The 9,673-nt window shown below is 36.1% G+C and carries 10 protein-coding genes; 7 read left to right on the top strand and 3 right to left on the bottom strand.

The features are described 5' to 3' along the window. The 5 genes from VMW81_07120 to arsM all read left to right on the top strand — a co-directional run. Window positions 1–1,021 (top strand): UPF0182 family protein (locus VMW81_07120; protein HUU50712.1); only part of this gene is annotated, 1,021 nt, incomplete at its 5' end. 302 nt (window positions 1,022–1,323) lie between these two features. After that, window positions 1,324–2,160: a carboxylating nicotinate-nucleotide diphosphorylase gene (gene nadC / locus VMW81_07115; protein ID HUU50711.1), complete on the top strand. Its 837-nt coding sequence runs from the start codon at window positions 1,324–1,326 to the stop codon at window positions 2,158–2,160. Between the two features lie 36 nt (window positions 2,161–2,196). After that, on the top strand, window positions 2,197–3,279 hold the full coding sequence (gene nadA, locus VMW81_07110; protein ID HUU50710.1) for a quinolinate synthase NadA: 1,083 nt from the start codon (window positions 2,197–2,199) through the stop codon (window positions 3,277–3,279). Then, the gene (gene nadB / locus VMW81_07105; GenBank protein HUU50709.1) at window positions 3,234–4,877 is read left to right on the top strand and encodes an L-aspartate oxidase; all 1,644 of its coding nucleotides are present in this window, start codon (window positions 3,234–3,236) and stop codon (window positions 4,875–4,877) included. The genes nadA and nadB overlap by 46 nt, the downstream gene beginning before the upstream one ends. A gap of 71 nt (window positions 4,878–4,948) precedes the next feature. Further along, window positions 4,949–5,695 carry an arsenite methyltransferase gene (arsM, locus tag VMW81_07100; GenBank protein HUU50708.1) on the top strand — a complete coding sequence of 249 codons (747 nt, stop codon included), beginning with the start codon at window positions 4,949–4,951 and terminating at the stop codon, window positions 5,693–5,695. Between the two features lie 7 nt (window positions 5,696–5,702). Here the strand turns inward: arsM and VMW81_07095 are convergent, their stop codons facing one another. Both VMW81_07095 and cdaA read right to left on the bottom strand, forming a co-directional pair. After that, window positions 5,703–6,638, bottom strand: a complete 936-nt coding sequence (locus VMW81_07095) for a CdaR family protein (protein HUU50707.1) — start codon at window positions 6,636–6,638, stop codon at window positions 5,703–5,705. Window positions 6,639–6,648: 10 nt separating this feature from the next. Further along, window positions 6,649–7,428: a diadenylate cyclase CdaA gene (gene cdaA / locus VMW81_07090; protein HUU50706.1), complete on the bottom strand. Its 780-nt coding sequence runs from the start codon at window positions 7,426–7,428 to the stop codon at window positions 6,649–6,651. Window positions 7,429–7,621: 193 nt separating this feature from the next. Between cdaA and VMW81_07085 the strand changes: the two genes are divergently transcribed. Together VMW81_07085 and VMW81_07080 are read left to right on the top strand one after the other, a co-directional pair. Next, on the top strand, window positions 7,622–8,131 hold the full coding sequence (locus tag VMW81_07085; protein HUU50705.1) for a hypothetical protein: 510 nt from the start codon (window positions 7,622–7,624) through the stop codon (window positions 8,129–8,131). Window positions 8,132–8,141: 10 nt separating this feature from the next. After that, window positions 8,142–9,056: a 2-dehydropantoate 2-reductase gene (locus VMW81_07080; protein ID HUU50704.1), complete on the top strand. Its 915-nt coding sequence runs from the start codon at window positions 8,142–8,144 to the stop codon at window positions 9,054–9,056. Here the strand turns inward: VMW81_07080 and VMW81_07075 are convergent. After that, on the bottom strand, window positions 9,046–9,673 hold a 628-nt coding region (locus VMW81_07075; protein HUU50703.1), incomplete at its 5' end, for a DUF885 domain-containing protein. The genes VMW81_07080 and VMW81_07075 overlap by 11 nt on opposite strands.

Genomic DNA, 9,673 nt, shown 5'->3' with positions numbered 1-9,673 from the left:
TGATAAAAATCCCTATATGATGATATCTAAAGAGGGAAGATTGTATTGGATTATTGATGGCTACACCACTGCAAATAAGATTCCTTATTCGGATCCAATAAGAGGTGTGGGCAATTATATAAGAAACTCTGTAAAGAGTGTAATAGATGCCTATAATGGGAGCATAGAATTCTATATTAGTGATAAAGAGGACCCTTTAATTAAGAGCTATTCTAAAATATTCCCCGGTCTTTTTAAGTCTCTAGAAGAGATGCCGGAAGATATAAGGAGCCATATTAGATATCCCAAAGATTTATTCACGATTCAGGCATATATCTTTGCAACATATCACATGCAGGATCCACAGATATTCTATAATAAAGAAGATCTCTGGGAGATTCCAAGACAGGGGGAGAGAACAATGTCTCCTTACCACACAATTATGAAGCTTTATGGGGGAGAAAAAGAGGAGTTTATTCTTATGATACCTTTTACTCCTGCGAAAAGGGATAATATGGCTGCATGGCTTGCAGCTCGTTCTGATGCGCCAAATTATGGAAAATTGATTATCTATCTCTTTCCAAAGCAAAAGCTGATCTACGGACCCAGACAGATAGATGCTAGGATGGATCAGAATTCTTTCATCTCTCAGCAAATAACCCTCTGGAGTCAAAGAGGCTCGAAAGTCATAAGAGGGAATCTCTTAGTGGTTCCCATAGAAGAATCCCTGTTATATGTCGAACCTTTGTATCTATCAGCAGAAGAGGGTTCTCTTCCTGAATTGAGGAGGGTAATCGTTGCCTATGGAAACAAATTAGCCATGGAAGAGAATTTACAAATGGCCCTAGAAAAGATCTTTGGCGCAAAAATTCCTTCCAAAGATACTGAAGAAGTAAGGGAGGTTACTGTTCAGGAATTGATAAAAAAAGCTCATGATATCTTTAATCAGGCAATGAAATATCAAAGAGAAGGAAATTGGGCAGGTTATGGTGATGAGATGAAAAGATTAAAAGATATTTTAAAAAAGATGGTTCAGCAATAAAGAGATTTTTTCAATAGATAAGAGAATTTTTATAATGAGTGTGTTTATTATTGTATTTCATCATTGGTCGCAGATTGATATTTCTCGCTTTTAGTCATATTATTTCTCATATATTGCCACTCCAGTTTTTATTCTGTTTCTAATATTGAAAGGCTTTTCCGACCTAAATTGATTATATCTTTATAACTCAAATATAGTTCAGAGCTTTATTCAATCAGAATTTTTATAAATATTGCAAGAGTTGAAAATTTAAGGTATCTTAATTATATTAAATTTAATAGAGATGAAAAATTTTAGAAAAAATGGATTGGGGATCATCATTAATAAAAGAGATTATTAAAAAGGCTTTAGAAGAGGATATAGGAAGAGGTGATGTTACTACTGATTCTCTTATCTCACCCCGTTCTTTTTGTAAGGCAATCATTAAGATAAAGGATAGAGGGATTATTGCTGGTTTGCCGCTAGTTTCCTTATTATATAAAGAATTGGACCAAAAAGTTAAGTTTAAACCTCTCGTTAAAGATGGAGATTATTTAGAATATCAAGAAGACATAGCAGTATTAGAAGGACCTACAAGGAGTATTATTAAGGGTGAAAGGGTTTCCCTTAATTTTCTTCAAAGGCTTTCTGGAATAGCAACTCTAACAAAAGAATTTGTAAGAAAGATAAATAGAACAGGGGTCAAGATTCTCGATACAAGAAAAACTACCCCTAACCTAAGAATATTGGAGAAGTATGCTGTTCGTGTTGGAGGAGGCGAAAATTACAGATTTGGTCTTTTTGATATGGTAATGATTAAAGATAATCATATTGCAGCAGTTGGGGGTATTAAAAAGGCCATAGAAAGGCTTCGAAAGCATCTTGATAAAGAGTTAATAGTGGTTGTTGAAACCAAGAACTTGAAGCAGGTGAAAGAGGCGCTGTCGTGTTCTGTGGATAGGATTATGTTAGATAATATGTCTTTAGATGAAATGAAACAGGCTGTAACTTTAGCGAGAGGAAAAATACCCTTAGAGGCATCAGGAAATGTTACATTGGATAGGGTGAGAGAAATTGCAGAGGCAGGTGTAGATTATATATCAATAGGGCTTCTTACCACCCGTTTTAGAGCATTAGATATGAGTCTTAATATCATATAACGATTTCCGTATAGAATAAGGTCTTTGAATTAAAAAATGGACATTAAATTTCTTACAGATGAATATAAAGAGATTTCTGAAAAGGAGATTGAAAGAAGGATCATTAATACAAAAGAAAAGCTTGGCGATTCTCTACTTATCCTTGGTCATCATTATCAGCGAGATGAGGTTATAGAATTTGCCGATCTTCGGGGAGACTCTTTTGGATTATCTAAATCAGCTGCTGAGGAAAAAAAGGCCAAATTTATTGTCTTTTGTGGGGTTCACTTCATGGCAGAAAGCGCTGCAATTCTTTGTGGTAAGGAAAGGAAGGTTATGATTCCTGATCCCATGTCTGGTTGCCCTATGGCAAATATGGCAGATCTAGAAGAGGTTGAATGTTCATGGGAAGATATTATTTCAGTAACAGGGAATTCTATCACTCCTATCACCTATATGAATTCAGAAGCCACAATAAAGGCATTTTGCGGAGAAAGAGATGGTGCAGTTTGTACATCTTCTAATGCCTCTGGAATTTTTAGATGGGCTCTTAAGAAGAAAGAAAAGATCTTTTTCTTTCCTGATGAACATCTGGGAAGAAATACTGGAGTTAAGATCGGTTTAGGACTTCATGATATTATTGTTTGGGATCCAACTAAAGATTTAGGAGGAAATTCAGAAGAGGAAATAAAAAAAGCAAAAATTATCGTTTGGAAGGGATACTGTCACGTCCATTCAAGATTTAGGGTGGAAGATGTTAAAAGCTTAAGAGAGAAATTCCCTGGAATAAAAATCCTTGTTCATCCTGAGTGTACATATGAGGTGGTCAAAGAGTCTGATTTCGACGGCTCAACAGGTTATATTGTGAAAACAGTTAATAGCTCTCCACCAGATTCAAAATGGGGAATAGGTACCGAGATTAATTTGATTAATCGCTTAAAAAGAAAGAATAAAGATAAATTTGTTACTCCCCTTTCTCTATCTCTATGCGGAACAATGTATTTAATAAATACAAGGAATCTTTTATGGATTTTGGACGGGATATTAAAAGGTGAATATATAAACGAGGTAAGGGTACCTGAAGAAATATCCTTGTGGTCGAAAAAGGCTTTAGAAAGGATGTTGGCAGTATCACAATAGAGGTAAAGAGAATGAAAAAAGATGAAGAGAGGTTTGAGACAGATGTATTGGTTCTTGGAAGCGGTCTGTCTGGTTGTATGGTCGCCCTAATTGCGGCTAAAAAGGGACTTCATGTGACAGTAATAACCAGGTCTGAGGAACCTGAAGAATCAAGCACAAAGTATGCTCAGGGTGGAATAATAGCAGAAGTTGAAAATGATTCTCCTGAGCTCCTCGAAGAAGATATCCTTAGGGCAGGAGATGGACTTTGTAACCCTGAGGCTGTTAAGATCTTAGCAAATGAAGGACCAAGACTCGTAGAGGAATTACTTATAAAAGAACTGGGGATAGAGTTTACTAAAGAGCCAAAAGGTTCTTTTCATATGACCAGAGAGGCCGCTCACTCTTGCAAAAGGATTCTCCATGTAGACGATGCAACAGGAAGGGCAATTGAAAGTAAGTTAATAGAACACCTTCAAAAGGAGCCTAATATTGAAATTATTACGAATCACAGCGGTGTAGATCTTGTAACAAATACCCATCATTCCAAAAATCCCCTTGCCATTTATGATGAAGTCACTTCAATGGGCACGTATGTCTTGGATCGTAAAACAAAAAAAATAAGGACGGTTTTATCTAAAAAGACTGTGTTAGCCACAGGAGGAATAGGTCAGATTTATCTTCACACCACAAACCCGGAAGGAGCCAGGGGAGATGGCGTCGCTATGGCATATCGAGCTGGGGCGTCTATAATTAATGCTGAATTTATTCAATTTCACCCTACGACTTTTTATAAGAAAGATGCTGAACGTTTTCTCATTTCTGAGGCAGTGCGGGGTGAGGGAGCGAAGCTGATGAATATGAAGGGTGATTTTTTTATGAAGAACTATGACGAGAAGCTAAAAGACCTAGCTCCAAGAGATGTTGTTGCAAGGTCTATTCATGAGGAAATGGTCAAGGATAAGGATGATTATGTTCTCTTGGACATGTCCTTTCTTAAGAAGAACAATATTAATATTAAAAAAAGATTTCCAAATATTTATGAACAGTGTCTCCGTTTTGGGATCGATATAACAAAAGAACCTATCCCTGTTGTTCCTTCTGCCCATTACTTTTGCGGAGGGGTAAGGGTAGATTCTTGGGGAAGAACAAATCTCAAGGATTTATATGCTGTTGGTGAAGTTTCCTGTACCGGTCTTCATGGGGCTAATAGGCTTGCAAGCACCTCTCTCTTAGAATGTTTGGTATGGGGGTATAGGGCTGGTAAAGATATAATAAAAACAATCGATAAGAAAAAATCCAAAGACTTTTCTTCTATTCCTCTTTGGGACTATACTGGTCTTGAAGAGGAAATAGATCCAGCATTGATTTATCAGGATTGGTTGAATATCAAGACAACCATGTGGAACTATGCAGGGATTGTTAGAACATCCAAGAGACTGGAAAGAGCAAAGGCAGACATGGATTATCTTTGCCACAGAATCGAACAGTTTTATAGGAGGACACTGCTGACAGATAGCTTAGTGGGTCTGAGAAATGGGATTTTGGTTGCTTTAATAGTTATTAATTCTGCCTTGAGAAACAAAAGAAGTATGGGATGTCATTATAGAAAGGATTAAAATTTTTAAAGGTAGCTCTAGCTGTATCTTAAATCTAAAAAATGTAATTTTGTTCGACAAGAAAGGGGAAAATGATGGGGTTAAAACATTCCGATGAAGAAATAAAAAAGGCTGTTAGATTAAAATATACTGAAATTGCCACTGCTGGTTTAGAACAGTGTGAATGGGAGGCAGATGCCGGCAAAATTGCGAAGGCTGGCTATCTTGGTTATGATATAAAAAAACTATCTCGTATGCCTGGAGGAATGATCGATACATTCTGTGGTTGCGGCAATCCTTTGACTATAGATAAATTAAAACCAGGCGAAATAGTTTTAGATTTGGGCTCTGGTGGAGGGTTAGATTGTTTTCTTGCTGCTGAACTCGTTGGAGATAAGGGTAAGGTTATAGGCTTGGATATGACCAAAGAAATGCTAAGAAAGGCACAAATGGGTGCTAATAAACTTAAACTAAGAAATGTTGAGTTTGAGAGGGGAGATATTGAGGATATACCTTTAGAAGATGGTTCTGTAGATGTAGTTATAAGTAATTGCGTTATTAATCTTTCTCCGAATAAAGATAAGGTCTTTCGAGAATCCTTTAGAGTATTGAAACCAGGAGGAAGATTGATCGTATGTGATATGGTGAGTAAAGAAGATATTCCAGAAGATTCAAGAAATAATTTAGATATCTGGGTTCTTTGTCAAGGAGGTGTTGTTAAAGAAGAAGAATATATCGAAAAGATCAGAAAAGCAGGTTTTGAAGAAATAGAGATTGTATCGAAAGCCTCTTTTGAAGGTTTAGTAAGTGCTAAGATTAAAGCCTTAAAGCCGGCTTAATGCCTATCTATTTTTTTGAGTATATCCTCAAATCTATAGAAGTGGGAATGATCTTTTTTACTATAACAGTTTTTGGAACTTGAGAAGTAAATTTCAAATGAGGAGTCAGTTTATAGTCTTTTGGTGTTGGTTCCAGCTCAGCTATATTGATTTCTACAATAATTTGAGCATTATCCAAACTGTTTATAATGGATGGAGGTCCGTTTAGAATTATATCTACTGTTTTTGGATTGTAATCCACCTTAAAATCTGGTGGGATAATTTTGATTGGGATATTTGAAAACTTCCTGGTAATATCAATCTCCTCAATTTTTACCTCTGCTCTAATCTTTTCTGTTGTAACGAGACTTATACGAGGACTTGTGATTATAGGGGAGACTTCTTTAGTAAAAGTTTGATTTTGATTATCTACATTTATGGTTTCTGTCTTTATTTCTTTGATTTTTTCTACTTCTTTTTCAGGGCCAGCAACAGTTACAGCTTTAGGCTCTAAGTTAGTCTCAGCAACCTTGAATCCTTCTTTAGGCTTGCCCTCAATATTTAGCCTTAAGGGGATGATCTTCTGCAACTTTTTTTGTATGTTTATGGGAATTATAGACGGTTCTATCAGTAAGATTTCTGTGCCAAAGGGATGTTTGACATTTTCAGTTCTAAGAAAGAATCTGTTTTTACCTATCTGGCCCTTGGATATATCCAGTGAGACGGTAACATCTCCAGTTGCGAGGTTGGCCAACGTGCTCTTAGACCCTTGGATTCTTAAATCTATTTTGCCGGGAGAGATGTTAGAAATGATGAGATTGTAAGGAAGATTTTTTAGCTCAAGGGGAACAGTTAATTGCAAAATTGATTTTTCTTCTTTTGTTACAATAAACCAGATAAGTATGGCAAAAAGAAGTGATAAAATCTTTAACAATAAATTCTTTTTTAGAAAACCAAGGTTCATATTTATCTTATCAATTACTAAGTTTTTCTTTTTTTCTTTTAAGTTTCTTTTTTTCTAAGGATTCATATAGATGGTTTCTCAAAGAGGTTGTAGCAAGATTTCTATAAATCTTTCCTCTATGAACCAAAGAAATTGCCCACGTCTCTTCTGATATAACAATGACAACAGCATCACTTTCCTCAGATATACCTAAAGCAGCCCTGTGCCTTGTTCCTAAGTCTTTACTTAATCTGGGGTTCGTAGTTAGGGGAAGGAAGGAGGATGCAGCCATTATCCTTCCGTTTTTAATTATTACTGCTCCATCATGGAGAGGGGACTTTGGATTGAAAATACTTAATAAGAGGTCTAGGGTAACTACTGCATCGATTTTAATACCCCCCTCTATATAGGTTCGTAATCCAACCTCATTTTCTATAACAATAAGACCACCAATACGCTTTTGAGACATAGTTGTAGCAGTCATGACGATTTCTTCAAGGGACGTATCTTGTTCTTGCTTATAAAAAAGATTCAAGAAGGGGTTAGTTCCAAATTTTGCTAATCCCCTTCTTATTTCCGCTTGAAACAAAACGATAATAGCAATAACAATATATGACAGAAAGTTTCTTAAAAGCCAGTGGACTGTAGGAAATTGAAATCTTTCGGAGAAATAGAAAGCTAGGATAATTAATACGACTCCAACAGCCATTTGGACAGCCCTGGTACCTCTAATAAGTAATAAGAGATTGTATATAATAAAACTGACTAATAGAATGTCAACCAGGGACCTGAGCATAACCTCATGCCTTATGTCATTACTTTTAAAATAAATTTTGATATTGATAACATATTGTTTGAATGGGTGTCAAGTATATACATTATCCTATCGGAATTCATTAACAATAAATGAGATATTTTAGATTTTGATTTTTTTTAAAAGACTTGACTCTATTTTTAATTAGCCTTAACATTCTTGATATATTCTAAACCTAAGGAGGTGCGAGATGATAACCGTTAGAGGGATTTATGATGGTAATATCATTAAGCTTCTAGAGCCTGTTAAGGTAGATGAGAATACAAGAGTTATCATAACCTTTCTTGAGGAAACCGCTGAGGAAGAAGAAAAAGAAGATGAGGGAGATCTCGAAGAAGAAAAAAAAGAGGAAAATATGGGTGAAGATGATGTTCAGGATGAAAGATTATCAACCGATGAAATTTTTCCCAGTGAAAGTGAGCTGAAGGAAGAAGAAACAAAAGATCAGACACAAGCCGAGGAAGAATCAAAAGACGAAGAGATTGTCTTGGTTGATAGTACTCAAAACCAAACCGAGTTTGTTGAAGAGGAAAAGAACATGGATGAAGATAGTTTAGGCGACAAGATGTTGCGTGTAACTGATCAAAAGATTGAAGAAATAGCTACAAAAACCATTGAAAGAATAGCCTCTGAGGTTGTTCCTAGGTTAGCGGAACAGTTGATAAAAGAGGAGATAAGACGTCTTCAGAGAAAAGAATGATATAAAAATATTGGTTGTTGGTACTGGAGGAGTAGGAGGCTATTTTGGAGGACTTTTAGCAAAGAAATATCAAGACATTATCTTCTTAGCAAGGGGATCACATTTAAAAGCCATACAAAACAAAGGATTAATTGTTGAGAGTTATAAAGGAAATTTTGCTGTTAAGGTTAAGGCCACCTCTGATCCCAAAATAATAGACCCACCCGATTTAATCTTATTCTGTGTAAAATCATTTAATACCCTGAAGGCTGCCGCTGAGATAAAATCTTTTCTTAAAAAGGATACAGCTATCATTTCTTTGCAAAATGGTATAGATAATGTAGAGAAGCTCGAGAAAATTTTTGGAAAAGGGAGAGTTCTCGGTGGCGTTGTCTATATCTTCTCTATGATAAAAAAACCGGGTATCATCCATCATTCAGCAGGAGGAAGAATAGTATTTGGCGAATTGGATGGCAAAGTATCCTTCCGGACAAAAGAAATCCTTAAAATATTTCAAGATGCGGATATCCATTGTAGTATTTCTGATTCCATCTTTAAAGATCTCTGGGAAAAACTTGTATGGAACTCTTTTTTTAATGCTTTTACAGCCATTACGAGAAAAACTGTGAAGGAAGTGATGGAAGATAATGATTCAGTTGAGCTCGCAAGATTGGGAATGAAAGAGATATTAGAGGTTGCCAGGGCAGAATCAGTGCTTCTCGATGAAAAGGCAATAGACAAAGCATTAGAGCTATCTCAAAATGTCGGTCATGATAAAACATCTATGTTACGTGATTTAGAAAAGGGAAGACCTCTAGAGCTGGAGGCATTAAACGGAGAGGTTGTAAGGAGAGGAATAAAATATGGGATTCCTGTGCCGGTCAATCAGACATTGTATACTATATTAAAATTAATGTCTGCTCCTGATAGCTTTTTTAAGGATTGAGTATTCTCTCCCTTATCAAGCCTATGGGTATCGTTCCAAAACTAAGAAGCTCATTGTGAAAATCTCTAATGTTAAAACGGTTCGGTCTTAGTTCTTTTACATCATCTCTCAATTTTAAAATTTCCTGCTTTCCCATAATATAGCTCATCGGCTGTGTTGGTGTCTGGGTATAACGTTTTACTTCTCCTATAGCCTGTACTCTTTCCAATCTTGCAACATTTACAAGCATATCTACTGCATCATCAATACCCATCTTTTTCAGATGAAGCTTTACATCTATGACAACCCGACACGCCCGCCAGAGCTGTCCCTTTAATTGTAAAAAGCGTATTCTTGGGTCAGTGTAGAACCCATTCTCATACATCATTTCCTCACAGTATAATGCCCATCCTTCCGCAAAAAGAGGGGTGAAAAATTGTCTTCTAATTTTTGATTTAATCTTATTGGAATGGACAAATTGAAGGTGATGGCCTGGATATGCCTCATGGAGAGCGATGACTACAATTTTATATTTACTATGATCTTTAAGGGATTCTAAATTTTCTTTCTCTACAGGAGTGACCCAAAAGATACCATTTTGATTTTTTTCAAAAGGCGCAGGAGGTATATAGGCTGCA

This window comes from Nitrospinota bacterium (assembly GCA_035528715.1).
Classification (GTDB): domain Bacteria; phylum JADFOP01; class JADFOP01; order DATKYB01; family DATKYB01; genus DATKYB01.
This window is presented reverse-complemented; position numbering and strand designations above follow the sequence as displayed.

Bases quoted from the DNA above. Each gene is read 5' to 3' on its own strand.
- arsM (HUU50708.1), top strand. From the start codon at position 4,949: ATGATGGGGTTAAAACATTCCGATGAAGAAATAAAAAAGGCTGTTAGA.
- nadC (HUU50711.1), top strand. From the start codon at position 1,324: ATGGATTGGGGATCATCATTAATAAAAGAGATTATTAAAAAGGCTTTA.
- VMW81_07085 (HUU50705.1), top strand. From the start codon at position 7,622: ATGATAACCGTTAGAGGGATTTATGATGGTAATATCATTAAGCTTCTA.
- VMW81_07095 (HUU50707.1), bottom strand. From the start codon at position 6,638: ATGAACCTTGGTTTTCTAAAAAAGAATTTATTGTTAAAGATTTTATCA.
- nadA (HUU50710.1), top strand. From the start codon at position 2,197: ATGGACATTAAATTTCTTACAGATGAATATAAAGAGATTTCTGAAAAG.